The following is a 26,215-nucleotide window of genomic DNA, read 5'->3' as shown; positions in this document are numbered from 1 at the left end:
CGCACAGTATCAATACGGTCTGTCTATCGTGCCTGTATTCGGTCCCGGGCGCGCCTCCGGACCGGTGCGTTTGCCGCCGTGTCGTGCTGGTCTTCCCGAGTTGGTTGTCATAGCGATTCCCTATTGCAATCGCGGCGCGGCGCGTCGTTCGTGTTTCTCGCGTGATGTGTTCGGATAATTCGACGAGGACTTCGTTATGAATGACAAAATTCCGCAATATTCCTTTACCGCGACCGCTGGTACTGGGAAACCATGCTGGAAAAGGACTTCGCGGGTAATCCCTGGAATCCCGGAATTACGGGCGGTAGGGTCCGGCATGGCCGGTCTCATAGCCGTTTCGGACAGTGACCTCTATCTATGACAGCGCTCACATGTCGGTGATGTGTTCTGCGCTACTCCGTAGTAAGGTGCGTCAAGCAAACAAGTCGCCGGGGCGTTGAGGGCCCGGCGTCGAGAGGGGTTATGCAGTGCAGTCGACCGAGAGTCCGCCCACACGTTCACGAGTCAGCGAGGCTGTCGACTGGACGAAGGGCCTTTGGGACGACCATCCGAAGAAGTCGCTGGAAACCTTCGGTCGACAGATCACGATGGGTATCGAAGCGATCACGGAGTTGATCGTCGCGATCTTCCGTCGGCGTTTTCCTTTCGACGAGTTCGTCCGGCAGTCCGCCTTCATGGCCAGTGTCGCCGCGGCGCCGACGCTGCTGGTCGCCATCCCGATCGCGGTGATCGTCTCGATCCAGGTCGGCGCGGTCGCGGGCCAGGTCGGTGCCACCTCGTTCATCGGTGCGGCCAACGGGCTCGGCATCATCCAGCAGGGCGCCCCGCTGGTCACCGCGCTGATGATCGCCGGTGCCGTCGGTTCGGCCATCTGCGCCGACCTCGGTTCCCGCACCATCCGTGAAGAGATCGACGCGATGAAGGTCATGGGTGTCGACCCGCTGCGCCGCCTGGTGGCTCCCCGCCTGGGCGCCGCGATGCTGGTCAGCTTCCTGCTCTGCGGCTTCGTCGTCTTCGTCGGCTTCCTCACCGGCTACATGTTCAACATCTTCGCCCAGGGCGGTACGCCCGGCTCCTACATGAGCACCTTCGCCTCGTTCGCGGTCACCCGCGACCTCGCGGTGGCGCTGTTGAAGTCGGTCCTGTTCGGTCTGATCGCCTCGATCATCGCCTGCGACTGCGGCCTGAACGCTCGCGGTGGTCCCGGTGGTGTCGCCAACGCGGTGAACTCCGCGGTGGTCAGCTCCACCGTCATGCTGCTCGGTGTCAACGTGGCGATCACCCAGATCTACGCCGCCGTCTTCCCCCCACAGGTGGTCTGAGCCATGTCATCCACATACGTACCTCCGCTACTGCGACCGATCCGGTCGCTGCAGAAGGCCAGCAAGGCGCCCGGCGACCTGCTCGCCCGCCTCGGCCACCAGGTCTTCTTCTTCCTGCGTTCGGTCGGGTCCATCCCGCTGGCCTTCAAGCAGTACCCGAAGGAGGTCTGGCGTCTGCTCTCCGACGTCACCTGGGGTAACGGCAACATCGTCGTCGGTGGCGGCACCATCGGCGTCATCCTGATCATCAGTGCCTTCGGCGGCATGACGGTGGCCATTCAGGGCCACACCTCGCTGAACCTGCTCGGATTGAGCCCCATCACGGGCGCGATCTCCGCCTTCGCCACCACCCGCGAGCTCGGCCCGCTGCTGGCGGCCCTGGCCTTCGCGGCCCAGGCGGGCTGTCGATTCACCGCACAGCTGGGCGCCATGCGCATCTCCGAGGAGATCGACGCGCTCGAGTCGGTGGCGATTCGCCCGCTGCCCTACCTGGTGAGCACCCGGATGATGGCCGCGGTGATGGCGATCGTGCCGCTGTACGCCCTCGGTTTGACCATGGCCTACCTGGCCTGCTCGGTCACCGTGCAATTGATCGGCGGTACGGCGTCGGGTACCTACTCGCACTACTTCTTCCAATTCCTGGTGCCGACGGACGTGCTCTACTCCCTGCTCAAGGCGATCATCTTCGTCATGATCACGACGTTCATCCAGTGCTACTACGGCTTCTTCGCCTCGGGCGGTCCCGAAGGCGTCGGTGTGGCGGCAGGCCGCGCGATCAAGATGTGCATCATCCTGGTCGTGTTCGCCGACCTCGTCATGACGTTGGCGATCTGGGGCATCAACCCCGGCATCAGGATCTCGGGGTAAGGGCGCGATGATCATCGATCCGAGTGGGCGCGGTCCCACCATGAAGCAGCTGTATGTGGCCGGCGCGGCCGGTCTGATTGTCTTCGGCGTCATCCTGGCTTTCCTCACGGCCCGCTACCAGGGCTACTTCGTTCCCAAGGTCAACGTGGTCGCGAACCTGTCGACCACCGGTGACGGCCTGCCGTCGGACGCCGACGTGAAGTTCCGCGGCGTGCTCGTGGGCGTGGTGAAGAACGTCGAGATCGGCAAGGACGCCGAGCAGAAGGTGAACATCGAGCTCAAGCCCGAGTTCGCCGACGGCATCCCCAACACCGTCACCGCCCGCGTGGTGCCCTCCAACCTGTTCGCGGTCACCTCCGTGGAGCTGGTCTACAACGGTGCGAACAGCCAGCACCTGAAGGAGGGCTCGCAGATCCCCGAGGACCGCAGCCAGGGCACTATCGCGCTGCAGGACACGCTCACCACGGTGCGCGACATCCTCGACGAGGTCGATCCGGTGCAGTTCGGTCGCGTGCTCGGCACGCTCACCCAGGCACTCGACGGCAGCGGCCGGGTCCCCGGCTCGACCATTCAGCGCCTCGACCACTGGCTGACCACGGTCGCCGACGCGGGCCCGAACGTGGGCGGCATGCTGGACAACTTTTCCAACTCCGCGCACGCGCTGAACCAGTCGGCGCCGGAACTGCTCGACGTGCTCGGCTCCTCGGTGCAGACCGCGAACACCATCGCCACCAAGCGCGAACAGCTGATCGCGCTGCTGGCCGGTGCGAGCGCCACCACCGACCGGGTGAACGACCTGTTCGCGTCGAATCCCGATGTGGGCAAGGAAGTCACGGTCGGCATGAACGCCACCCTGGGTGCGCTGGCCGCCGACCCCGCGTCGATCACCAGGACCTTCCAGGTCTTCGGTCCCTCGCTGGCCCAGCTCAACACCACCTTCCACGGTGGCCCGAGCGGCAAGCAGATGGTGTGGAACGCCGGCCTGACCTTCACGCCGTACCAGCCCAACACCGTCGCCGACTGCCCGCGCTACGGCGACCTGCTCGGACCGAGCTGCTTCACCGCACCGGCCGAGGCCTCGCTGCCGGCGATCCCGGACAACCTGCGTCCGCGCAGGCTCGACACGGCCGCGGGCCTGCCGCCGCTGGTGTCGATCCCGGGCATGCCCGACATCCCGGGTCTCACCAGTCCCGGTGTCGCGCCGATGCACACGGCCAACGGCACCGAGATCAAGCCGTTCCAGGGCACCCCGCTCGAGGGCCTCGTCCCGTCGATCCAGATTCCGGGCCTGCCCGGTGTGCTGGGCGGCGCGCCCGCTCCCGCGGCCGCTCCGGCCGCGGCGCCCGCTCCGGCGAGCGTGCCCACCGCGACACCGATCTCCTACTCCGGTGACGCGGCGATGACTCAGCTGCTCGGTCGCAAGCCGAACGCGTCCGAATATCTGCTGCTCGGTCCGATTTTGAAGGGCGGAACCCTGCAAGTGTCCGAAAACGGGGGTGGCGCATGAGTATCCGCAAGCCACTGATCGGGTTCAGTATCTTCGCGCTCGTCTCACTGCTGGTCACCGTGGTCGTGTGGAACACACTGGCCCGCACGGTCGACGGTGACACCCGCAAGTACACCGCGATCTTCACCGACGTCCTCGGGCTGCGGCCCGGCGACGATGTCCGGATGGCCGGCGTGCGCGTCGGCAAGGTCGAAACCATCGAGCTCGACGGCAAGAACGACGCCAAGGTGTCGTTCATCGTGCAGAGCGACCAGACCCTGTTCAACGACACCAAGGCGCTGGTCAGGTACCAGAACCTGATCGGTCAGCGCTACGTGGCGCTGACCCCGGGCGCGACGCCGAGCCCGGAGCCGCTCAAGAGCGGCTCCACCATTCCGCTCGACCGCACCGAGCCCTCGTTCGACATCTCGGCCCTGCTCAACGGTTTCCAGCCGCTGTTCCAGGCGCTCGAGCCCGCCGAGGTCAACGCGATGTCGGAGACCCTGATCCAGGCGCTGCAGGGCGATGGGGTCTCGCTGTCGGCGTTCATCGTTCAGGCGGCCCAGCTGGCCACCGATTTCCAGCGTCGCGACGCGATCCTGTCCGACGTGATCACCAACCTGTCCGGTGTGATGGCCGGGTTGGCGAAGCGAGGGGATGAATTGGAGACCCTGATTACCCAGACCAGGGCACTGATCGGCGGACTCTACGACCAGGGTCAGTCGCTGCAGGCGTCCACGGTCACCCTCGCCGATTCCACGACCGCGCTGGTCGGGATGATGACCAAGATCCAGCCGAAGCTGGCTGCGACCCAGAACTCGACCACCGCGGCGCTGAATCTGCTGCTGGCCAACGGTGCCAAGCTCGACCAGGTCGCGATCGACATGCCTTCGATGCTCGCCGACCTCGGCCGGATGACATCGGAAGGCACCCACGCCAACGCCTACCTGTGTGGTCTGGACATCTCGCTGTACGGGGTTCTGTTCCCGCGCGGCCTGGTCAGCCAGATCGGTGGCACCGGCCATTCCGAGGTGTGCAGATGAGCAAGATCAAGTCAGCCTTCGTCGGCAACCGCAACTTCTGGCTGGGGGTGGTCGGTGCGCTGTGCATCGTGCTGCTGCTGGTCGGTTCGAGCATCTTCCAGTTCATCGGGCTCGGAAAACAGTCCATCGACGCCGAATTCGTGCAGGCCGCGGGCATCAAAACCGGTGACAAGGTCGCTGTCTCGGGTGTGCAGGTCGGCACGGTCTCCGGCGCCAAGATCGAGGGCGATCACGTGGTGATCACCCTCGACGTGGACAGCTCGCTGAAGCTCGGTCCCGACGCGCACGCCGCGATCAAGATGGCGACCCTGCTCGGCGCGCGCTACGTCGACCTGCAGCCCGGCGACGGATCGGGTCTGAAGAACAAGACGATCCCGCGCAGCAACACCGACGTGCCGTACAACATCGCCGATGTGGTGCAGGTCGGTACGCCGAAGTTCGAGGCGCTCGACACCAAGAAGCTCGCCGCCTCGCTCAACACCATCAACTCCCAGCTCGGCGATTCGCCGGAGCTGGTCGCCCAGGCGCTCGACAGTGTCGGTGCGGTCGCGAAGGTCGTCGACCAGCGCAAGGGTGAGGTCGACAGTCTGATCAAGGACCTCAACCGGGTCACCCAGCTGCTCGCCGACAACCGCAACTCGATCCTGCTCGTGATCACCCAGGGCGAGGCCATCGCCAACCGGGTGATGGAACGGCAGAGCCTGCTGCGCCAGCTGCTGGACAACGTCGCCACGCTGACCCGTCAGCTGGAGGAGATCGGCGCCCAGAACGGCGACCAGTTCGGCGGCACCATCAGCCAGCTCAACACCATGGCCGAGGGTCTGCAGAAGAACAAGGACAATCTCGACAAGCTGCTGCAGATCGGTCAGCCCACGGCGCGCTACTTCAACAACGCGCTCGGCAACGGTAACTACGGCTCGGTCGCACTGCCGTGGTTGTTCCCGGACAACTGGCTGTGCTTCGTTCAGGTGATCCAGGGGTGCCAAGGATGAAACTGACCAACAGGCTCCGCATCGCGCGGACCATGATGATCGCCACCACCGCGCTGGCCCTCGGCAGCTGCTCGCTGATGCCGAGCCAGTTCGACGACGCGCTCGGCCGCTCGACCAAGATCACCGCCGACTTCGAGAACATCGCCGGCATGTACGAGGGCAACGAGATCATGGTCCTCGGTCTCGCGGTGGGCAAGGTCGACAAGATCGTGCCCAAGGGCACCTATGTCGAGGTCCACATGACCATCGACGCCGGCGTCAAGGTCCCGAAAGACGCGATCGCGGCGATCATTTCGCCCTCGATCGTCACCGATCGCCACATCGAGGTGAGCCCGCCGTTCACCGGCGGTGAGACAATGAAGTCCGGCGATCACCTGCCCAAGGCACGCACCAGGACCCCGGTCGAGCTGGACACGATGATCAAGACCATCGACCAGTTCGCCGCCTCGCTGAAGCCCGAACCCGGCCAGGAGGGTCTGGGCCCGCTGTCGGGCCGGGTGCTCTACCCGGTGCTCAACGGCAACGGTCAGAAGATCCGCGAGACCCTCGACGCGCTCTCGGGTGCTTTGAAGGTCGGTGTCGACAACAAGGACGCCATCGCCAACATCATCATCAAGCTCAACGAGCTCACGACGATGCTGGCCGACAACGATCAGTCGGTGCGCGACTTCAGCGACCGGGTGACCGCCATGTCGGGGCTGCTCGCCGACCAAGCGCCCGGTCTGCAGGCCACCCTCGATCAGCTCAACCAGTTCCTGAACAACACCTCGACGACCTTCGCCGGGCATCAGGAAGAACTGGCCGCCTCGCTGACCGGCCTGACCACCGTGACCAACCAGTTGCGCGCCAACTCCGGTGCGATGGTCGAGATCGTCGACGTGGTGCCGCTGCTCATGCAGAACATCGACGGCGCGATCAACAAGGAAAAGGGCTTCGTCCGCCTGCAGGCGCTGATCGGTACCGCTCTCTCTGGCGAGATCGTCAGCGCGTTCTGTGAGCGGATCCAGATGCGGCCCGATGGGTGCCGCACCACCGGCAACGTCCAGGACTTCGGCCCCGACTACGGGCTCACCGCCGCACTGCTCGGACTGACGAAATGAACCGACGAATGACGATGAAGGCCCGCCGCGCGCTGCTCTCCGCGGCCGCACTGGCCACGGTCACGATCACGACCGGCTGTGGCTTCACTGTAGAGGACCTGCCGCTGCCCAAACCGGGCACCGGCGGCGACACCTACACCCTGCACGCGAAGTTCGAGAACGCGCTGAACCTGCCCGATCAGGCCAAGGTGAAGGTCGGTGGTTCCGATGTCGGCGTCGTGTCGGCGATCACGACCAAGAACTTCGAAGCTCTGATCGACATGGAGATCAACACCGATTTCAAGCTGCCGAAGGGCAGTACGGCGGAGTTGCGCCAGGCCACTCCCCTCGGTGACGTCTTCATCGCGCTGAGCAGCCCGAAGAACGCGGCGGGCGCGCCCGATATGGCCGCGGGCGACACGTTCACCCTGGAAGCCACCTCGGCCGGCGCCACGGTGGAAGAGCTGCTGGTCTCGGTGTCGATGCTGTTCAACGGCGGCGGTGTCGCCAGCCTGAGCCGGCTCGGCACCGAACTCGGCTCGATTCTCAACGGGCACGGCACCGAACTCGGCCATCTGATCTACGAGATGACCGGTGTCATCGGCGAACTGAACGCCAACAGCACCAAGGTCGACTCGGTGCTGACGGAGTTCAACACCCTCGCCAACACCATCGAGGCCAACAAGGGTCAGCTCGGCCAGGTGGCCGACACACTGCCCCAGGCCATCGGCGCGATCGCCGAGAACAACCGGGCGATCGGCGACCTGCTCAGCAAGCTCGCCACGGCCACCGCCGCCATCGGCGACTACTCCAACACCACCGGTGACCAGCTGTCCGAGCTGCTCACCAATCTCGACAACCTGATGAACGCGCTGGCCGCGACCGGCAGCGACTTCGGGTATGTGATGGATCAGTTGCACGCGATCCGACCCGGCGCCAACCAAACGTTCAAGGGCAAGAGCCTGGCGCCGTACGCGACGCTGACCAACCTCGATGTGGGCCTGTTGACCGACCCGGCGAACAGCAAGCTCTGGGACTTGAAAGATGTGAACGATTTCGTCGGCAGCTTCATCCAGGTGCTGCAGATCGTTCAGGGCCGAGTGGGAGGCCACCGATGAGCAGGCTGAAGAAGTTCGCGAGCAGCAAGATCTTGCTGGCGAACAGCGCGCTCGTAGTCGTGCTGTTGCTCGGTGGGTCGTACCTGCTGGTCAACGTGATGCGGGTCAACCCGCTGCGGTCCGAGTACGACGTCACCGTGAACCTGGATCGCTCCGGCGGTCTGCAGCCGGGCAACGACGTGACCATGCGCGGGTTCCGGATCGGCAAGGTCACCTCGATCGAGCTGATCAACGACGGCGAGGCGATCGCCGCCAAGACCCGGATCGACAAGGATTTCAAGATCCCGGTCGACACCATGATCCAGGTGGCGGCGCTCTCGGCCGCGGGCGAGCAGTACATCGACTTCCGTCCGAAGAGCGATGTCGGTCCGTTCCTCCGGGACGGCGCGGTGATCAAGTACAGCCCGGAGCAGATCCAGACGCCGGTTCCGGTGTGGGCTGTGCTCGACGACACCAGCGCGCTGATCGCCCAGGTGAATCCGAAGCAGTTCGACGTGATCCTCGACGAGCTCGACATCGCGCTCGGTGCCGGTCCCGATCAGCTGCGCGGCCTGATCAACGGCGTCAGCCTGGTGGTCGCGGGTCTGGACAACCTGCTTCCGCAGACGGTGAACCTCATCGCCAACCTGCGGGTGATCGCCGAGACCACCTCGCACGCCCAGCCCGATCTGCAGACGCTCACCCAGAATTCGGGTGCGCTGCTCACGCAGTTCAACAACGCCAACGCCGAGCTGCAGAGCGTGCTCGACAACGCGCCTGCGCAGTTCGAAACGCTCGGCGCGGTGCTCGACGCGACCGCCGATCCGATCAGTTCGCTGGCGGCCAACTTTGTGGCGATCACCAAGGCCGCGCAGCTGCGTACGCCCGCGCTGCGGCTGCTGTTTCCGTCGCTGGCACTGGGGCTCGGGTCGATCAGCGCTCCGGCGCACGACGGCGAGTTCCACACCATCATCGACATCTGGCCGCGCCCGACGTGTAACTACGACACCGCGTACCGGCGCAACGAAGAGGTACAGGACGGCAGCATTCCGAAGTGGAACTACTGCACCAACCCGACCTCTGACCTGCAGATCCGTGGTTCGGCCAACGCCCCGCGGCCGAACGTGCCCAACAACGGCGCGCAGATGCCGCCCGGTGTCGACCCGAACGAGCGGACACCCATTCCCGCCAAGTGAGATGGTGCCCGGCCAGGCTGTTCACAGCTTGACCGGGCATACTCGCGGGGAAGAACGTGTGGCCCGGCTCACGGACCACGATCGGAAATCGGTGCGATATGTGCGCCGGGAAAGAGCAGGATTGATTCGATGACCAGCGACGATGCCCAGAGTAAGTCCGATGCTGCCGCAGCAGACAAGCCCGATCTGGCGAAGGCCGACGACACTGTGAAGGGTGCGGCGGCGACTCCCGAGGTCGATCAGCCGACTGTGCAGGCACAGACCGTGACCGAGGCGCCGGCTCCGGCCGCTGCCCCGAGCGCGGCATCGAGCTCGAAGGGCTGGATCGCCGCAGGTGTGGCCGGTGTGGTCGCGGTCGGCGCGATCACCGCGGGCGTGGTGTTCTTCCTGCAGAACAGCAACAAGGCCGAGAAGCTCGACGCGATCGCCGAGTCCACCAAGGCCGCCTGTGATTACGGCGCCATCCTGGCCAACTACGACTACTCCAAGGATCTCGACGGCTACATCGCGTCGATGAAGGCGGGCGCCACCGGCGACTACCTCAAGGAGTTCAGCGACGCCAGCGATGCGCTCAAGGGCGCCATGGTGCAGGCCCAGGTCAAGTCGACCGGTGAAGACGTGCAGTGCGCCTACATCTCGGGCAGCACCGACGATGTCAAGGCCATGGTCACCATGACCCAGTACCGCACCAACTTCACCCAGACCCAACCCGACCGGATGATGTTCGCGATCGAGATGAGCCTCGAGCACTCGGGCGACAAGTGGCTGGTCAGCAAGCTGGACTCGCCGTTGCTCAAGAACGGCGGCGGCGAGGCCGCCGGTGGTACGGCGCCCGGTCAGGCCGTTCCGTCTCCGGCTCCCGCGCCTGTCCCGACACCCGGGAACTGAGCGCACGGGGAAACCGAGCCAATCGAAACGCCGCGGGCAGATTCATCGCCCGCGGCGTTTCGCTGTGCGGTCCCACTCCGGTCGCACCGCACCTAGAACAGGGTCAGAGTCCCTGCTACCGGCACTTCAGCTGCGACCGACTTCCCTGTGGAGACCGAGTTCGTGGGGACAGGCGCCGCGGGTTCCCGGCGCCGAATCCTTGCCGGTTCCGGCGCGACCGGGGCTGACTCGCGGCCGAGAGCCGGGTTCTCGCGGACTGCTCGTGCCGCTTCGCCCGCCAGTTTGTCGGCTTGTTCGTTGAAGTAGTTGCCCACGTGGCCGCGCACCCAGCGGAACCGCACCGGTCCTTCGCGGCCGGTGATGGCCCGGTCGATCTGCTTGATGATCTCGACGTTCTTCACCGCGCCGCCGGTGGAGGTGCGCCAGCCGTTGCGTCGCCAGCTGGTGATCCATTCCGAGGCGCACTTGATGGCGTACTGGGAGTCGCTCTCGATGAGCATCGGTTCGGCGCCGGGGTGGGCGAGGATGGCTTCCAGTACCCCGCGCAGTTCGGCGATCTGGTTGGTGCCGCTGGCCGCGCCACCACTGTCGGCGGGCCCGGAATGATTCACCCATGCCCAGCCGATGGCACCACCGGGATTGCGCAGGCAGGACCCGTCGGTGCTCACGATGATCATGACCGCCACCCTAGGCGATGCGGCCGACAAGATCGGTACCGTGGAATGCCTCTATCTCCCTTCGCAACCGCGATTCCGTTCGGCGCAGTGCCGATTTCGCGGCCGCGTCGACGAGGCCGTGGCACAGGCGGCCGAACATGCCGCGTGGTGGTGGATAGTCGGCTTCGGAGGTCAGCACCGACCGTTCGTAGCCGAGTGGATCGAATCGCAGGGTAACGGTTCCGTATACCCGCCCACGCAGGGTATACCCGATGACGGCATTGCGCCGATATTCGGTGATCTCCACCGATGAACGCAGCGGGATCACTCCGAACAACCGGACTTTCACCGCGAACGCGGCGCCCAAGCCCTGATCCGGTTCGCCCAGCGGCGCGACGTCGGTGACGCCGACCAGCCACTGCGGCGCGTGGCGGAAATCCTCGGTGTAGGCGAAGGCGGCATCGACCGGTGCGCCGACGTCACTCGCAAACCTGATGTGGCCCATCGGCCCTCCCTGCTCCGGATGGGTTTCCTCGCCCACGCGTACAGGAGCCAAAAGTACTACAAATATCCTCTTTATTTAGCGGAATGGAGTTGTTCGACCAGGTATTCCGCAATCGGCATCGCCGACGTGGCGGCCGGGGACGGTGCGTTGAGCACGTGGATGGAGCGCGGCGTGCGTTCGATGAGGAAGTCGTGCACCAGCGTGCCGTCACGCAGCACCGCCTGGGCCCGGATGCCCGCACGGTGCGGGAGCAGGTCGTCGGTGCTGAGTTCGGGGCAATATTTGCGGCATTCGGCGAGGTAGCCGCGCTTGAACACCGAATTGCGGAGCTCGCGGATCCCGGTGGCGAGATGGTCGCGGGCCACCCGGCGCACGCCGGCGAAACTCAGCACGTCGATGGCGTCACGTCGGTTCACGCTGCCCTTGCGATACCCCTCCCGCGACAGCCCGAGCACCGCGTTGGGGCCGACGGTGAGTTCGCCGTCGATGGTGGGACTCAGGTGCACGCCGAGGAACGGCAGCGCGGGGTCGGGCACCGGATAGATCAGCGTGCGTACCAGATCCGATCGCTCGGCGGGGAGCCGGTAGTACTCGCCACGGAACGGAACGATCCGAAAGTCCGTTTCTATCCCGGCCTTTCGTGCCATCCGGTCGGCCTGCAGGCCCGCGCACACGATCAGTGTGCCCGCGGTGACCGAACCACCCGGACCCGAAACCGTGACGGCGGAGACACTCTCGGTGATCGCCTCGACTGCGGTGCCGAGCAGAATCCTGCCGCCCATCGACTCGACCTCGGCGGCGAGCGCGGCGGTGACCAACGTGTAGTCGATGATGCCGGTGGCGGGCACGAACAGCGCGCCGACCCCGGCGATCCGTGGTTCGCGCCGCCGCAGTTCGGCCGCGTCGATCGCCTCGACCTCCACGCCGTTGGCGATCGAACGCTCGTACAGCGCCAGCATCCGCGCGTGTTCGGCGGAATCGGTGGCTACCAGCAACTTTCCGCATTCACGGAACGGAATGTCGTGGGCCGCGGCGAATTCCTTCGTCCATCGCGCACCGGCCCGGCACAGCCGTGCCTTCAAACTGTCCGGGGGGTAATAGATCCCGGAGTGGATGACGCCGCTGTTGTGCCCGGTCTGATGCGCACCGAGCGTGTCTTCCTTCTCGATGAGCACCAGGCTCGCCTCGGGATACTGGGTCAGCAACCGATGCGCGGTGGCCACGCCGACGATGCCGCCGCCGACCACACAGAAGTCGTACGCACCGTTCGAGGTGCCGCGAGGAGTCACACGCCGACGGTAGTCGGCAGTTCCCCGGTCGCGGATCGCGGTGTCTCGGCGTCGCCCTCGTCTTCGGACGATGTCGCGGCGGTGCCGGGGGTCTCGGCCGGTTCGGTGCCTGTGCCCTCGACCCGCAACGTGTGGCTGCCGAGGCCGGGATCCGACAGCACGAAAACCAACTCGCCACGGCGCGCGTCGAATTCGGTGTGCAGCGCGGTGACCGCGGCCGGATCCACCGCCAGGCCGAGGTATTTCGCCGCCACCGTGACGAGGTTGGTGTCGACGGTGAACGCCACGGTATCGCTGCGCGGCGGTGTCACCTGCGCGCCGACATAGGTGCCGCCGATCCCGACCCGCCCGGTCAGCGGTGAATTACCCGGTCGCGCACCGACTCCGGACTGCTGCGCGGTGATCGGCGTGCGCGTGGCGGCGGGGTCGGAGCGCTCCGTGGACAGCGTCGGCGCGCTGAAGGACATGGCCAGCTCCACACCGCCGACGCGGGGTGCGGAGTCCTCGATCGAGAAGGGGCGGTGGTGGCCGGGATTCGGCGTCGCGGCCGGTCCCGCGAATTCGGTGGGCGGCGGTGCCAGTTCCGGCATGTGATTGACGATGTAGGCGCCCGCGGCCACGGTGAGGCAGAGGCTGGCGGCGCCGGAGAAGATGATCGCGGACAGGCGTACGATCTGAGCAGGCCGATGTGCGGTCACGATGCGGTTCCCTCCTGTGGCTGTGGGTATACCCGAGTAGAGCGGGCCCGCATCGTTGAAAGCCACGTGCTGATACCTACGGTACCGAGTACCGCGCGCGGTGAGCGCCTCCCACTGCTGAGATCAGAGCCACATCCGAAACGGCGACGTATCAGTCCTAGTCGGGGCGGGTTTTCGGCTGGGCAAGTGTTTCTCACACCCGGTATCGGGTATCTGAAGGGAGCAGGCGAGCGTCATTCACGACTGCCACGGTGGTCACCCCCGGCCAACGAAGTCCGGGGCAGTCGGCACGAATGGCGCTCCGGGAAGGCGCTCGCCTGTTCTCATGCTGACTTTCAGGCGAACTGGCCTGCGTGGCGGCCTGGTCCGGGCGGGCCGGCGAAGGCCTGGGCGATGCCGAGCCAGTGGTCGGCGTCCGGGCCCTCGGTGGTCAGGGCGGTGTCTTCGCGGTGGCGGCGCTGGGTCGCCACGAGGCAGAAATCGATGGCGGGGCCGGTGACGCACTGGGGTGCGTCTTCGGGGCCCCAGGTCCACAGAGTGCTGTCGGGGGCGGTCAGTTCCACGCGGAATTCATCGGTGGGGCCGGATTCGCCGTTGACCAGGTAGGCGTAGTTCCTGGCGCGGACGCTGATGTGGGCCACTGTGCGCAGGCGGGCGGTGGGGATGCGGGTGACGTCGAGCGCGTCGGCGACGTCCTGCCCGTGGGCCCAGGTTTCCATGATGCGGGCCGAGATCATCGACGCGGCGCTCATCGGCGGGCCGAACCACGGCAGCTTGGTGCCCGCGGGGACGGCGGCCAGCGCGGCGATCAACTGCTCGCGTCCGGTCTGCCAGCGAACCAGCAGGTCGGCGGGTGGGGTCTGGGCGATTTCCTCGGCGCCGTCGTCGACGATGGTCAGGCCGCGCGGGGCAGCTTCGGCGAGGAAGGCCGCGAAGCCCTCGGCGTCGGTGGCGGCGATCAGCGATACCTCGTCGGTCCAGGTCAGGTGGGCGATCTGGGTGGCGATGTCCCAGCGTGGCGCGGGTGTCGGCGTCTGCCACTGCTCGGGGGTCAGCGGTGCGACCAGGTTTTCCAGATCCGCGCATTCGGCGGCGTAATCGTCGAGCAGCGCTGCGAGGTCAGCCATGGAGTTCCCTTGCCGATCATGGCGCGACCCGGTGCCGGTGCGCCGTCGTCACCAAGAGTCGCAGCGACCGTCAAAAAATGCAAGCACGCGTGCTTGTTATTACCAGCCGAAGGTCAGCAGGTGAAGCGCGCCGACACCGATGCCCAGCGCCCCACCGTGCAGATACAGCAACCACGCGTCCTGTTCGACCGACGCGTAGAACATCTCCATGAACTCGCCGGGCGTCAATGTCCGCAGCTTGCGCGCCGCGAAGTCGTCGATCTTCTTCGCCTGTTCCAGCACGAACTGCTCGTCCTCGATCATCGTGCGCGCCGAAACCAGCCCGGCGCCCGCGCCCGAGACCGCCAGATTCTCGAACTGTTTCTTGCCGAGTGCGGCTCGCACCATGAACGCGGTCGCGCCGAGCTGTTTGTGGATCTCCTCCGACACCACCCGCTCGATGAGCTGACGCGTCTTGTCCCCGTTCGGCCCTTCCAAGAGCTCGACGGAGAGGTTCTCCACGGTCAGCACCTGGTACGCCAGGATGTGGGCGAGGTCGGTGGCGGCCTGGGGCTGACGCTTGGCCAGCAGCGCCTGACGCCACAGATACTTGTAGCGCGGCTGCGGATCGCCGGGTTCGAACACCATCTTGATCGCGATCACGTTCACCGTCACGCCGATCATGGCCGACGCGAACAGCACGATCACCCAGGCCGGGATCGCGCCGAAGTACGGGATCTTCGAGTGCACATGCAGGTAGAGCGCCAGAATCAAGCCGAAGGGCGCGCCGAGCAGACCGATCCGCGCCATGAACTTGAGTTCGGGCGCGGCGATGGTGGTGGTCAGGTCCTTCAGGATGGCCGGGTTCTTCTCCAGGTACCGGATCACGAAGTTCTTCACGTCGAGCAGCTGGTCGATATTGTCGCCGAGGCTCTCGAACGCGCGCCGGCACAGCGCGGGCAGCTGCCGGTCGACCCGCTGGTAGATGGCCTGTTTCACGGGTCTGGGCAGCGAGCGCCACAGATCGGGGTTCTCCCGGTACATGATCTCGTCGACGATCGGCTGCACCTGATCGCGCGCCCGTTCGGCGAGATAGTCGCCGATCCCGTCGAGATCGAGTTCATGGATGAAGTCGCGTGGGCTGCCGATCCGCAACAGCGCCGAATCGACGCAGATGCTCGCCATCTTCTCCGCGCGTGCCGGGATGAAGCCCTGGAAACCGAGCATGCGCCCGTCACCGGAAAACGTGGGCAGCACCTGCACGCGCCGCGGTAGGTACGGGTACAGCACGTGCAGCATCGGCACCCGGAAGCCCTTGAAGTACAGCGGCCAGAACAGCATCAGCACGCCGGTCCAGTTGGTGAGCCAACCGGCGAGCGCGCTGAAGATCGGGAAACTGATCAGCTCGACGACGAACTTCGACTGCCCCGTCAGCTCTTCCCAATCGATGAAGAGTCCGGAGGCCAGTGTGGTCATCGAGGAGCCCCCTAGTGCTGACGCGCGAAATACGTGAAGAACGTGAGGATAACAGCATGTCTGGGCACCCGATGGGGCCAGACACCGCCCTTCTCGGGCGTCCTCGGTTCAGGCCACGAATGCGGCGTGAACGTCGGTTTCCGCTTCTCCCGGGTCGGTTACACCGACACCCGAAGGGTATCGGTCAGCGCCTTCCCGTCGGCGGACTTCGGTAACCCGGCCTCTTGCTCGGGGGTCCGGGGATCGTGGAGCGTCTTGGTGAATCGTGGGCCAGCAAGCAAGGTTGATCGCCGCGTTGTGGTCACGGTCGGCACGAAACCCACACCCGCAGATAAACACTCGATCGGCCAACTTCAGGGCGGGATTGATTGTCGCGCAGGCCGAGCACCGCTTACTCGACGGGTACCAACGATCCGCGGTGGCGACCGTGCCGCTACGCCATGCCTGTTTGTAGGTCAAAAGTCGGGCGAAGTCGACCCACCCGACATCGCTGATGCGGCCCGGGTCGCGAGGGGAGTCAACGCGAGGCGTGCGTGGGACAACCGCGCTGTCGCACGTCGGAGCTAGGCTGGCATGGCTGTTGTCTGCGTCACTGAGTTCTTCCCCCGTCGCCTGTGCAGAGGGAGTCGCTGTGAGCAATGTTCCGAAGAATCATTTCGAGCGTCCGGTCGCGGTGATCGGTGGTGGCACCTTGGGTAGAAGGATCGCCCTGATGTTCGCCACCAGGGGCGGTGAGGTGCGCATCATCGATCCCGATGGCGAGGTCGGCAACGCGGCCGTGGCTTTCGTGGAGAAACAGCTGCCCGAGGTGGCCGATACCGTGCCCGACGGCAAGCCGGGCACCGCGGAGTATGTGCCCGATCAGGCGATCGGTGTGAAGGGCGCGTGGCTGGTGGTCGAGGCGGTGCCGGAGATCCTCGACCTGAAGAAGAAGGTCTTCGCCCAGCTCGACGCCGATGCTGATGCCGACGCGATCGTCGCCTCGAACTCGTCGTCGTACGCGAGCCGGTTGTTCACCGAGGGTTTGACGACCAACGACCGGATGCTCAACACCCACTTCTATATGCCGCCGCAGTCGACGGTGCTCGACGTGATGTCGGACGGCCAGACCTCGCAGGACGTCCTCGACTTCGTCCTGAAGACCTTCCCGGAGTACGGCCTGCACCCGTACCTGGTGCGCAAGGAGTCGACCGGCTTCATCTTCAACCGCATCTGGGCCGCCATCAAGCGCGAGTCGCTCGAGGTGGTGCACGAGGGTGTGTCGATTCCCCATGATGTCGACGAGATGTTCATGCGGAATTTCGGTACCAAGGCGGGTCCGTTCCGGATGATGGACCAGGTGGGTCTGGATGTGGTGCTCGATATCGAGGAGCACTACGAGCAGGAGAACCCGAACCTGCCGAAGGGCCCGGTCGAGCTGCTCAAGAAATATGTCGACGCGGGCAAACTCGGGGTGAAGACGGGTGCGGGTTTCTACGACGACTACCCGAAGCCGAAGCAGGGCTGAGCCCCATGACCGAGATAGTCGCTCTAGATCTCGAAGCAGCTGCGATGCACGCTATTTCGCTCGACGGCAAACACGTGCGCACCGTGGTCGACGGCCTCGATCGTTTTCCCGACGGTGTCGTCGTCGACAAATTGCGTGGCCATATCTATTGGACCAACATGGGCACCCCCGACGCGCGTCCGGAGCCGGGCGTCGAACCGGAGTTCTTCTCCCGCAACGGTTCCATCGAACGGGTCGACCTCGACGGCGGCAACCGCACCACGATCGTCCCGATCGGCGCCTTCACCACCGGCAAACAGCTCGCCGCCGATGTCGAAGGGGGCAGGCTGTATTGGTGTGATCGCGAGGGCATGCAGGTTCTCACCTGTGATCTGAACGGTGACGACCTGCACGCCCTCGTGGTGACCGGCGAGGGCGATGCCGACGCCTCCCTCCCGCGCAACTGGTGCGTCGGCATCTGCCTCGACCTCGACCGCCGCCTGCTCTACTGGACGCAGAAGGGCGCGGCCAAGGGCGGCGAGGGCCGGATCTTCCGCACTCGGATGGATCTGCCCCCCGGCGCGGATCCTGCCGCCCGCACCGATATCGAGCTGCTCTGGGAGAATCTGCCCGAGCCGATCGATGTCGAACTCCACGGTCTCGGCGATCTCGTCTGGACCGACCGCGGTGCCGCCCCCCGCGGCAACGCGCTGTACGAGGCCAAGGTCCAGCCGGAGGTCGGGACCCCGGCGATCATCTCCACCGGCTACCGCGAGGCGATCGGCGTCACCGGTTTCGATTCCCGCTTCTATGTGAGCGATCTCGGCGGCACGATCCGCCTGGTCGACATCGGCACCGGTACCGATACCGACCTGGTCCGCATCGGCAGCCCGCTCACCGGTATCACCCTGGCCGACCTGTAGCGCCGCGGTTCCCGCTCGCGGGCGGGAACCGCCGACCGCAGCACGGCTTGCACGGCGAGGCCGACACACCGGCCCACCGGCATCCGGCTGCCCAGCATGATCAGGTTCATGACTCGTCCGCCCTGGCGTAGATGGCAGCTCGGTCGCGGTGGGTGAGCACCGGGCAGATCTCCACCCGGTCGGGGCCGGGCAGCAGGGCGGGGTCCTCCCCCGGCAGCAGTTCGGTGGCCAGGATCGCCTCGCGCACCGCGTGCAGGGCGTCCTCGGTCTCGGCGATGCCGATCACCATGCCGGAGCCGTCGGCGCGCCGCAGTTCGTAGAAGTCGAGCAGCCCAGGCACTCCCGCGACGGCGGGCTCGATGCGGTTGGCGTTGGCGAAGTCGACGGCGGCGAGTTCGGTCGCCGTGCGTGGCTGGTCGAACCAGATGACATGTGCGTACATGATTTCATCTCCTGAACTGGGGGAATCGGATAGATCAAGCGTCGCGCCGAACGGCATCGCGCGGATCAGTGCCGGTACGTATTCGCAGTACTGAACTCGCGCCCGCGCGAGATACTGGGGCGGTGCAGACTCCGGCCGTCGGACGGCATGAGGAGATCGCCCGCCTGCGCGCCGCGGTGGTGGCCGCGGCCTCGGGTGCGGGCCGATTCGTGCTGGTCAGCGGCACAGCGGGGATCGGCAAATCGTGGTTGGCCGAGCAGGTCGGCTCGCTGGCCGCCGAGGCGGGATTGCGGGTTGCCCGTGGCAGTGCCCTCGACGACGCGGGGATGCCGCCGCTGTGGCCGTGGCGCCGGGCCGCGCGCGAGCTCCCCGAACTGGCCGCCGCCCTCGACACCGTCACCGAACCCGGTGGCGGACCCGCCGCCCAGCGCTTCCGGATGTTCACCGAGGTCGCCGATGTCCTCGTCGCGGCCGCCGCGCCCTCGGGTTTGCTGCTGGTGCTCGAGGATCTGCACTGGTCCGATCCCACGTCGCTGGCGCTGCTCACCCACGTGGCGACCGAAACGCCGCGCACCAAGGTGCTCATCGTCGGCACCGCTCGCGAACCGATGGGTGAAACCCTGCTCGCCGACCAGCCCGCCTGGCTACGCCTACCCCACTTCCAATCCCTGTCCGTACCAGGTCTTTCCGAACACGAGGTCCGCTACTGGCTCGAACAGCGCGGCCTCACTCCGGATCTCGCGCACCGCGTGCACGAACGCACCGGCGGCACTCCCCTGCTGGTCCGCCTGGTCATCGATGCCGACATGGGCGCCGGCGACGACCCGCTCCTGTCGGTCCCCGGAATCCGCCGCCTGATCCTCGCCCAGCTCGACCGTATCGACCCCACCCACCTCGAGGTTCTCGGTGCCGCGAGCGTGCTCGGTGAACGTATCGATACCGAATTGCTGGCGCAGGTCTACGGATCGGTGCTGCCGTCGGAGCCCGTTCCGGTCTCCGATCCGGTGGCGAAGGCGCTCGATGCGGCAACCGCGGCCGGTATCGTCCGTCGTTTCGCCGACGACACCACGGGTTTCACGCACGCTTTGGTGCGCGATGCGGTGTACGCCGACCTCGCCCCTTCGCGGCGAGCGGCCTGTCACCGCGCGGCCGCCGAGGTGCTGAGTGGGCGAGGTGGTCCGGATTCGGCGGTGGCAGGGGCGATCGCGACCCACTGGCGGCAGGCGAGCGGCTGTGCGGACTCCCCGTCCGGTCGCCATTGGTCCCGTCGGGCCGCACGATCGGCCCGCGCGAGTGCCGCCTACGCCGAGGCGATCCGATTCGGGCAGTGGGCCATCGATGCCGCGGGCGGCACCGCCTCCGATGCCGAGCGTGCCGAGCTGCTGATCGAGCTGGCGCGCGACGAGTTCGCCGCCGGTTGGGTGGCCACCAGCCTCGACCACTGTGTCGAGGCGGGCGCGTCGGCCGAACGAGCAGACCGCCCCGACCTGCTCGCGGAAGCAGGCTTGGTGGTGCAGGGCGTCACCACCCCGACCGTGATGACGCAACTGGATGCCCTCTGCAGCAAGGCATTACGCCTGCTCGAAACCGACAAGCATCCCGACCTCGTCGCCCGCATCCTCGCCCAGCGTGCCCTGTCGGCCGCCGACCGCGGCGCGGGTGCGCGGGCCAGGGAACTCTCCGACCGGGCCATGCGCGCCGCCGAACGGTCCACCGATCCCGACGTCGTCCTCGACGCGATCCACGCCCGCCATCTCTCGCTTGCGGCTGTGGACTTCCTGGCGGAGCGAACGGTGCTCGCGGCGAGGGCAATCGAGATCGCGGCCGACGCCGAGCAGCCGCTGGCACAACTCTGGGGATACGTGTGGACAGCTGACGCATCCCTGCAACGCGGCGACCTGCCTGCCTTCGACAACGCCCTCGACCACATCGAACTCCTCGCCGACCGCCGCCGCCTCCCGCTCGCCCGCTGGCACCTGTTGCGCCTGCGGGCCACCCGCGCGGCCCTGGTCGGCGACTTCCCCGCCGCCCTGGCATCCGACACCGCCGCCCACGAACTGGCGGTCGGCATCGGCGACTACTCCCTCGCCGGCCTGCACCATGCCTTCCGTGGCATGTATGCCGTGATCGTCGGTCACATCGACCGCGACGAGCTCACCGCGGCGCTCGCTTCGCTGGCCTTCGCCCCGAAGATCACGATCGCCCAGCTGTTCGCCCCGATGCTGCACGCGATGGCAGGCGATCTCGAGGAGGCGAAGGCCCTGTTCGCGCCGTTCCGCCTGCTGCCCGACACCCTCGAGATCGGCCCGCGCTGGTCCGGCACGGTGTATTCGGTGGGCATCGTGGCCGAATTCCTGGACGACGCCGAGACTGCCGACCGCGTCTTCCGGGCCTTGCGGGGCCGCGAACACCACTACGCCGCCGACGGCACGGGCGCGCTCATCTGTGTGGGTTCGATCGCCCGCATCCGCGCCGACAACGCCCGCGTCGCAGGCCACCTCGACGCCGCCGTGGACCTCTACCAGCTGGGCCTGACGATGGACGCCGAGATCGGGGCGCGCCCCTTCGTCGCCCTCGGCCACCTCGGCCTGGCCCGCACCCTCTTCGCCCGCGGCGACCTCCCCGCCGCCCGCGAAGCAGCCGACCGGGCCGCCGCTGCCTTCCGCCGCCTCGACATGCCACACCGTCTGCGCGCGGCCGACACCCTGCTCGCCGACATCACCACGGCCACCCGCACCGCCGACCCACTGACCCGCCGCGAACGCGAAGTGCACGGCCTCGTCGCCACCGGCCTCACCAATCGGGAAATCGCGACCCGCCTGGTCCTTTCCGAGCGCACGGTGGAAACCCACGTCCGCAACATCCTCGCCAAACTCGCCGTCACCAACCGCACCGAGCTCACCCGCGGTCCCCACTGACCGAACCCCGGCCGCTGCGTTCTCGGCGGAGTCGAGCGCGAAGAACTGCGCCGCCAGCCAACGGAGATCCAGTTACAGTGACCCAGCGGATGGTCAGCGTTTTGGGAGGGAACCCCGGTGGAGCAGGTATTCCAGGTCGACTTGCGGGGCATCGTCGACCTGCTCAGCCATCACCTGTACGGCAGCCCACGGGTCTACGTCCGCGAGTTGCTGCAGAACGCGGTCGACGCCATCACCGCCCGCCACGCCCTCGACCCACAGGCTCGCGCGCAGGTCAGGATCGAGACGCCCGCCCGCACCGGGGACGGCACCATCCGTGTCCATGACAGCGGTGTCGGCCTGACCGAGGCCGAGGTGCACACCTTCCTCGCCACGATCGGCCGCAGCGGCAAGCGCGACGACCTCGGCTTCGCCCGGCACGAGTTCCTCGGCCAGTTCGGTATCGGCCTGCTGTCGTGCTTCCTGGTCGCGGACGAGGCGGAGGTTCTCACCCGGTCCGCGCGCGGCGGCCCGACCGTGCGCTGGACCGGTTTCGCCGACGGCCGCTACCGCGTCGAGCCCGCCGCGCGGGAACGCGACGAACCCGGCACCACCGTGATCCTCGCGCCGCGCCGCGGCGCCGAGCAGTGGCTCACTCCGACGACCGTCGTCGAGCTGGCGCGGCTGTTCGGTAGCCTGCTGCCGTTCGAGGTCACCGTCGACGGTGAGCCGATCACCGAGCCCGAAGTTCCTTGGCGCGCAACCCACCCCACTCCTTCGGACCGCACGAACGCGCTCGCCGCGTACGCCGAGGACACCTTCGGCTTCACCCCGTTCGCCACCTTCGATCTCGCGTGCGCCGAATCCGGTGTCAGCGGTGTGGCTTTCGTGCTCCCGCAGCCGGTCAACCCGGCGGCGAAGGCCGGACACCGCGTGTATCTGAAGCGAATGCTGTTGGCGGAGAGCGTCACCGGCCTGCTGCCCGACTGGGCCTTCTTCGTCCGCTGTGTGGTCGACACCACCGAGCTGCGCCCCACCGCGAGCCGCGAAGCCCTCTACGAGGACGACCTGCTGGAGAGCACGAGGGAAGCGCTCGGCGGCCGGATCAGGGACTGGCTGGTGGAACTGTCCACCTCCGATCCGTCCGCGCTGCACCGTTTCCTGCGTATTCACGATCTCGGCGTGAAGGCCCTCGCCCTGCACGACGACGACATGTTGCGCCTGGTCGACCGCTGGTTGCCGGTGGAGACCAACGCGGGCCAGATCCCGCTCGCCGAATTCCGCCGCCGCTTCGGCGAGGTCCGCTACACCCCGTCGGTGGAGGAGTTCCGGCAGCTGGCCGCGGTGGCGAGTGCCGCGGGCATCGGCCTGGTGAACGGCGGCTACTCCTATATCACCGACATTCTCGAGCGCTTGCCCGCGATCGATCCCGAGATCCGGGTGCGCCGTTTGGATCCCGCCGAACTGGCCACCCATTTCGACCTCGTCGATCCGGCGACCGAGCTGGCGCTTCGGCCCTTCCTGACCACCGCCCAGCGCGTGCTCGATCGCCTCGAATGCGAAGTGGTACTGCGCACTTTCGATCCGCCGTCGCTGGCCGCGCTGTATCTGCTCGACCGCGATGCCCAGCATCGCGCCGAACTGCGCGCCACCCGCGAGGTCGCCGACGAACTGTGGGCCGATGTTCTCGGTGCTTTCGATACCGACCAGGCGGGCGACCGTCCGCAGCTCGTGCTCAACCACCGGAATCCGCTGGTACGCCGCATCACCGGGCTCGCCGATGCCCGTTTGGTCACCACGGCGGTCGAGGCGCTCTACAGTCAGGCGCTGCTGCTGGGCCAGCATCCGATGCGGCCGGTCGACACCGCGCTGCTGAACAAATCATTCGTCGGGTTGCTCGACTGGGCGGTTCACGATCCCCGGGGAGAGCTCTGATGTCCGACGCCAATACCCCCGACGACCTGCAACGGCTGCTGTTCCAGGCCTACGACATGCCCTACGGTGACGCCAAAGACGCACTGCTGGAACAGGTGCTGCGGCACGCCGAGGCGGGCGCGCACACCGAGCTCGCGTTCCACGTTCGCATGGCGATGGTCGACGCGTACGGACACGGGATGAGCCCGGCCAAACTGTTCGTCCCGTTCGCCCGCTGCCTGGCCGAATACGATCGCGACCCCGGCGCCCACGAGTCGTGGGTGGCGCCGTCGCTGCGGTGGAAGTTCAAGACCGCGGTGGGCGCGATGACGAAATTCCCCGAGGTACCGATGGATCGGGCGCTGGCCGCCCTCGATCAGATGGAACGCCGCTATCGGGTCGAGGGTCAGAGCCTGAACGCGGTGTACGGCCGTAGGCATCGGGTGGCGGTCCACATCGGCGACCTCGACGCGGCCGCCGAGTGGTACGAAAGGTGGTGCACCACACCGCGTGACGAGAACTCCGATTGTGAAGGCTGTGACCCCACCAACCGGGTCGCCTGGCTGGCGAGCCAGGGCCGCGACATCGAAGCCGTCGAGCTGGCCGCTCCGGTCCTCGCCGGCGAACTCGGCTGTTCGGAGCAACCGCAGCTCATTCTGACCGAACTGCTGCTGCCCTACCTGCGCACCGGCCAGCTCGACGAGGCGCGCAGCGCGCACCGCCGCTCCTACCGCCTGCTGCGCACCAAGCCGCAGGACCTCGCCGCGATCGGCGACCACCTCGAGTTCTGCGCGCTGTCGGGCAATCAGGTGCGCGGCTTGGAACTGCTCGACCGCCATTTCTCCTGGCTCGATCGCGCGCCGAGCCCGAAGGACGCGCTAGCCTTCCTGACCTGCGCGGCGCTGCTCCTGCGCACCCTCGTCGATGCGGGCAACGGTGATACGTTGCTCTGCCGCCCGGCCGCCGCCGATCGTCCCGCCGCCGAATTGACCGCGCGCGCAATGTACGTGGAGCTCACCGACGAGGCACTGGCCATCGCCGCTCGCTTCGACCACCGCAACGGGACCGATCACCACACGGCGTCGGTCCACCAGAAGCTGGCGAGCCGCCCGATCGTCGACTACCTGCCGCTGTCCGCGGCCGCCGCGCACCGGGTGCCGGTCGAGCGGGGTCCGGCGGCTGCGGCGGTCGAGATCCCCGAGCTCACCACCCTCGAACTGATCGAACGCGCGGAACAGGCGACCACGCAGCACGCCGCCGCCGAAATACGGGCTTTGGCGCAGCGGTTGGCGGCCGAGCCGGAGCCGGGCGATCCGAGTCTGGCCGGGCGACGCGCCTCCGTGCTGGCCGGCGCAGCCTTGCAGACGACCGATCACGATCACGCCGAATCACTGTTACGCCGGGCGGCAGCGTATTTCGCCGCGACCGGCGAGCAAGATCGCCGTCAAACCGACCTGGGTCGGCTCGGCCTGCTCCTCAGTAGGCACGGCGACGTGGCGGAAGCTGTCGGGCTGCTGCGGGGTTCCCTGTCGCACCTGGCGAATTCGCCGGAACCGCAGACGAGAGCGGCTGCGACACTGAGGCTTTCCGGCGGCATGTTCGCACTGTTCGATCGCGGCGAGCTGTCCGAGGAGGACGCCGCCGAGCTACCCGCGTTGCTCGACCGGGCCGCGGCCGACGCCGCCGAGGCGGGCGAGGACATCCTGCTCGGTAATGTCGCCCGGCACCGAATGTATCTGCATCAGAACAACACTGAACTCGCCGACGCGGTCGCGGCTGGACAGGAAGCCGTCGCGGCGTATCGCCGGGCCGGTCAGGCGTGGCGGGTCGCCGATGTGGCCCAGTACCTTTCCGGAATTCACCTCGACGCGGGCGATTCGGTCGCGGCGCTGGAAATGATCGATGAGGCGGTTCGGCTGGTCGACGCCGACCTCCCCGACAGCGTGCGCCTCATCGTGCACGCCCGGCGCGGTGCCCTGCTCATCCACCTGAACAGGCACGAGGAGGCAGTCAGCGAGCTGTTGACCGCCATCGCGATCGGTATCGCGGCGGGTAGTCCGCAGGTGCCGTACGCGCAATGGGATCTGGCTGTCGCCTACCGCGCCGTCGGCCAGTTGCTCGACGCCGCCGACCAGGCCGAAGAGGCGATCGCCGGGCTGGAGCGCGCCGGGGCCCTCGAGCAGGCCAGGACCTGCCGCTTCCTGCTGGTCGATCTGCATCGCCGGCTGGACGAGGACGAACCGGCACTCACCGTCCTCGACGAGATCATCGAATTCGACCGCGCCACCGGCAATCTCGGCGGCGAATCCCATGCCCTCGTCGAGACCGCCGATCTGCTCGACGTGCTCGATCGCGATGCCGAGGCCGCCGAGCGCTACGTGCTGGCCGCCGAGGTCGCCGAGAGATTCGGTGATCCGGTGCGCGTCGCCTACTGCCGCTACAGCGCCGCGCTGTCGCTGCACTGGACCGGCGACTACGCCGCCGCGATCACGGCCATCGCGGCCTCCGACGAAGCGATCGCGAAGCTCGCCACCGCCCACCCGGACACCGAACTGCTCACCTGGCACACGGCCCGGCACAACCACAACGCCGCCCGGATCCTGCGTCGCGCGCAACGCCCCGACGACGCCCTCCCGCGCGCAGACGCCGCCGCCGCGGGTTTCCGCGCCATCGACGCAGGCGACCAGGCCACCCGTTCCGACTACGAGCGCGCCGTACTCCTGATCGAGCTGAACCGCCCCACCGAAGCCGAGAAGATCCTCACCGAGGCCGTCGCGGAATTGGCCGACGACCACGCGGCCAAGCCGATGCTGTCGGAACTGCTGGCCGACACCCGAGCCCAGCTCGCCTGAC

Annotated in this window: 22 protein-coding genes; 14 read left to right on the top strand and 8 right to left on the bottom strand. The window is 67.0% G+C overall.

Annotated features, from left to right (window positions below; genetic code table 11):
• The first annotated feature begins 467 nt into the window (after positions 1 to 467).
• The 9 genes from ACWGCN_RS01010 to ACWGCN_RS00970 all read left to right on the top strand — a co-directional run bounded on the left by ACWGCN_RS01010 (position 468) and on the right by ACWGCN_RS00970 (position 9,970).
• Positions 468 to 1,322 (top strand): MlaE family ABC transporter permease, encoded by an 855-nt coding sequence (locus ACWGCN_RS01010; protein ID WP_266294734.1) that lies wholly within the window; start codon positions 468 to 470, stop codon positions 1,320 to 1,322.
• A 3-nt stretch (positions 1,323 to 1,325) separates the two neighbouring features.
• Complete coding sequence (locus ACWGCN_RS01005; protein ID WP_378989340.1) at positions 1,326 to 2,189, top strand: MlaE family ABC transporter permease; 864 nt, start codon at positions 1,326 to 1,328, stop codon at positions 2,187 to 2,189.
• Between the two features lie 7 nt (positions 2,190 to 2,196).
• The gene (locus ACWGCN_RS01000) at positions 2,197 to 3,696 is read left to right on the top strand and encodes an MlaD family protein (RefSeq protein ID WP_379314141.1); all 1,500 of its coding nucleotides are present in this window, start codon (positions 2,197 to 2,199) and stop codon (positions 3,694 to 3,696) included.
• The gene (locus ACWGCN_RS00995; protein WP_452449722.1) at positions 3,693 to 4,718 is read left to right on the top strand and encodes an MCE family protein; all 1,026 of its coding nucleotides are present in this window, start codon (positions 3,693 to 3,695) and stop codon (positions 4,716 to 4,718) included. Before ACWGCN_RS01000 ends, ACWGCN_RS00995 begins: the two co-directional genes overlap by 4 nt.
• Positions 4,715 to 5,710 carry an MCE family protein gene (locus ACWGCN_RS00990; protein WP_378989337.1) on the top strand — a complete coding sequence of 332 codons (996 nt, stop codon included), beginning with the start codon at positions 4,715 to 4,717 and terminating at the stop codon, positions 5,708 to 5,710. The genes ACWGCN_RS00995 and ACWGCN_RS00990 overlap by 4 nt, the downstream gene beginning before the upstream one ends.
• A complete protein-coding gene (locus ACWGCN_RS00985) occupies positions 5,707 to 6,810 on the top strand; it encodes an MCE family protein (RefSeq protein ID WP_378989335.1) in 1,104 nt (367 codons plus the stop codon). The genes ACWGCN_RS00990 and ACWGCN_RS00985 overlap by 4 nt, the downstream gene beginning before the upstream one ends.
• Positions 6,811 to 6,818: 8 nt before the next feature.
• Positions 6,819 to 7,907, top strand: a complete 1,089-nt coding sequence (locus tag ACWGCN_RS00980; RefSeq protein WP_378989334.1) for an MCE family protein — start codon at positions 6,819 to 6,821, stop codon at positions 7,905 to 7,907.
• Complete coding sequence (locus ACWGCN_RS00975; protein WP_452458672.1) at positions 7,904 to 9,082, top strand: MlaD family protein; 1,179 nt, start codon at positions 7,904 to 7,906, stop codon at positions 9,080 to 9,082. Before ACWGCN_RS00980 ends, ACWGCN_RS00975 begins: the two co-directional genes overlap by 4 nt.
• A gap of 129 nt (positions 9,083 to 9,211) precedes the next feature.
• Positions 9,212 to 9,970, top strand: a complete 759-nt coding sequence (locus ACWGCN_RS00970) for a hypothetical protein (protein WP_378989331.1) — start codon at positions 9,212 to 9,214, stop codon at positions 9,968 to 9,970.
• 92 nt (positions 9,971 to 10,062) lie between these two features.
• Here the strand turns inward: ACWGCN_RS00970 and ACWGCN_RS00965 are convergent, their stop codons facing one another.
• From ACWGCN_RS00965 to ACWGCN_RS00935, 7 genes are all read right to left on the bottom strand, one after another.
• The gene (locus tag ACWGCN_RS00965; RefSeq protein ID WP_378989330.1) at positions 10,063 to 10,647 is read right to left on the bottom strand and encodes a ribonuclease H family protein; all 585 of its coding nucleotides are present in this window, start codon (positions 10,645 to 10,647) and stop codon (positions 10,063 to 10,065) included.
• A 10-nt stretch (positions 10,648 to 10,657) separates the two neighbouring features.
• Positions 10,658 to 11,131 (bottom strand): SRPBCC family protein, encoded by a 474-nt coding sequence (locus tag ACWGCN_RS00960; protein ID WP_378989329.1) that lies wholly within the window; start codon positions 11,129 to 11,131, stop codon positions 10,658 to 10,660.
• Positions 11,132 to 11,202: 71 nt separating this feature from the next.
• Positions 11,203 to 12,420 carry an L-2-hydroxyglutarate oxidase gene (gene lhgO, locus ACWGCN_RS00955; RefSeq protein ID WP_452460350.1) on the bottom strand — a complete coding sequence of 406 codons (1,218 nt, stop codon included), beginning with the start codon at positions 12,418 to 12,420 and terminating at the stop codon, positions 11,203 to 11,205.
• Positions 12,417 to 13,118, bottom strand: coding sequence for a hypothetical protein (locus ACWGCN_RS00950; RefSeq protein ID WP_452460349.1), 702 nt, complete (start codon positions 13,116 to 13,118; stop codon positions 12,417 to 12,419). The genes lhgO and ACWGCN_RS00950 overlap by 4 nt, the downstream gene beginning before the upstream one ends.
• Positions 13,119 to 13,453: 335 nt before the next feature.
• Positions 13,454 to 14,245: a TIGR03084 family metal-binding protein gene (locus ACWGCN_RS00945; RefSeq protein ID WP_452460348.1), complete on the bottom strand. Its 792-nt coding sequence runs from the start codon at positions 14,243 to 14,245 to the stop codon at positions 13,454 to 13,456.
• Positions 14,246 to 14,344: 99 nt separating this feature from the next.
• On the bottom strand, positions 14,345 to 15,700 hold the full coding sequence (locus ACWGCN_RS00940; protein WP_378653593.1) for a hypothetical protein: 1,356 nt from the start codon (positions 15,698 to 15,700) through the stop codon (positions 14,345 to 14,347).
• Positions 15,701 to 15,808: 108 nt separating this feature from the next.
• A complete protein-coding gene (locus ACWGCN_RS00935; RefSeq protein WP_452460347.1) occupies positions 15,809 to 16,339 on the bottom strand; it encodes a zinc ribbon domain-containing protein in 531 nt (176 codons plus the stop codon).
• Here ACWGCN_RS00935 and ACWGCN_RS00930 point away from each other — a divergent pair.
• Together ACWGCN_RS00930 and ACWGCN_RS00925 are read left to right on the top strand one after the other, a co-directional pair.
• A complete protein-coding gene (locus tag ACWGCN_RS00930; RefSeq protein ID WP_378989322.1) occupies positions 16,332 to 17,207 on the top strand; it encodes a 3-hydroxyacyl-CoA dehydrogenase family protein in 876 nt (291 codons plus the stop codon). The genes ACWGCN_RS00935 and ACWGCN_RS00930 overlap by 8 nt on opposite strands.
• Positions 17,208 to 17,251: 44 nt before the next feature.
• Positions 17,252 to 18,109: a hypothetical protein gene (locus ACWGCN_RS00925; RefSeq protein ID WP_452460346.1), complete on the top strand. Its 858-nt coding sequence runs from the start codon at positions 17,252 to 17,254 to the stop codon at positions 18,107 to 18,109.
• A gap of 106 nt (positions 18,110 to 18,215) precedes the next feature.
• Here the strand turns inward: ACWGCN_RS00925 and ACWGCN_RS00920 are convergent, their stop codons facing one another.
• The gene (locus tag ACWGCN_RS00920) at positions 18,216 to 18,551 is read right to left on the bottom strand and encodes a hypothetical protein (RefSeq protein WP_378989320.1); all 336 of its coding nucleotides are present in this window, start codon (positions 18,549 to 18,551) and stop codon (positions 18,216 to 18,218) included.
• 122 nt (positions 18,552 to 18,673) lie between these two features.
• On the opposite strand from ACWGCN_RS00920, the gene ACWGCN_RS00915 reads away from it, so the two are divergent.
• The 3 genes from ACWGCN_RS00915 to ACWGCN_RS00905 all read left to right on the top strand — a co-directional run bounded on the left by ACWGCN_RS00915 (position 18,674) and on the right by ACWGCN_RS00905 (position 26,214).
• Complete coding sequence (locus ACWGCN_RS00915) at positions 18,674 to 21,469, top strand: AAA family ATPase (RefSeq protein WP_452460237.1); 2,796 nt, start codon at positions 18,674 to 18,676, stop codon at positions 21,467 to 21,469.
• Positions 21,470 to 21,586: 117 nt separating this feature from the next.
• The gene (locus ACWGCN_RS00910) at positions 21,587 to 23,383 is read left to right on the top strand and encodes an HSP90 family protein (RefSeq protein ID WP_452460238.1); all 1,797 of its coding nucleotides are present in this window, start codon (positions 21,587 to 21,589) and stop codon (positions 23,381 to 23,383) included.
• Positions 23,383 to 26,214, top strand: a complete 2,832-nt coding sequence (locus tag ACWGCN_RS00905; protein WP_452460239.1) for a hypothetical protein — start codon at positions 23,383 to 23,385, stop codon at positions 26,212 to 26,214. The genes ACWGCN_RS00910 and ACWGCN_RS00905 overlap by 1 nt, the downstream gene beginning before the upstream one ends.
• Position 26,215: the final 1 nt, after the last annotated feature.

It is taken from the genome of Nocardia sp. NPDC055050, from assembly GCF_053608345.1.
This window is presented reverse-complemented; position numbering and strand designations above follow the sequence as displayed.